This window comes from Jeotgalibacillus marinus (assembly GCF_040801915.1).
Taxonomy (GTDB): Bacteria; Bacillota; Bacilli; order Bacillales; family Jeotgalibacillaceae; genus Jeotgalibacillus; species Jeotgalibacillus marinus.
Window position 1 is genome coordinate 1 of record NZ_JBFMIA010000150.1, and the last position, 273, is coordinate 273.

The 273-nt window shown below is 65.6% G+C and carries 1 protein-coding gene; it reads right to left on the minus strand.

Annotation, left to right across the window (positions count from 1 at the left end):
- Positions 1 to 66: 66 nt before the first annotated feature.
- A partial coding sequence (locus AB1471_RS17325) for a Bax inhibitor-1/YccA family membrane protein (RefSeq protein WP_367780975.1) occupies positions 67 to 273 on the minus strand: 207 nt, incomplete at its 5' end.

Below are 273 nucleotides of genomic sequence, written 5' to 3' on the forward strand. Positions count from 1 at the left end.
CGGTTACGCGCCGCGACCTACGTCTGCGACTTTCGGTTTTCGGCGGCGGCGAGCCGGCCGGGCTGGTTACTCCCTGAAGTAGCTCAGCAGCCGCAGGATCTCCAGGTACAGCCACACCAGCGTCACGGTGAGGCCGAACGCGGCGTACCAGGCGAACTTCTCGTCGGCGCCGTTGCGGATACCCCGCTCGATCATGTCGAAGTCGACGACCAGGTTCATCGCCGCGATGGCGATGACGACGAGGCTGAAGATGATCGCCAGCGCCCCGCCGTT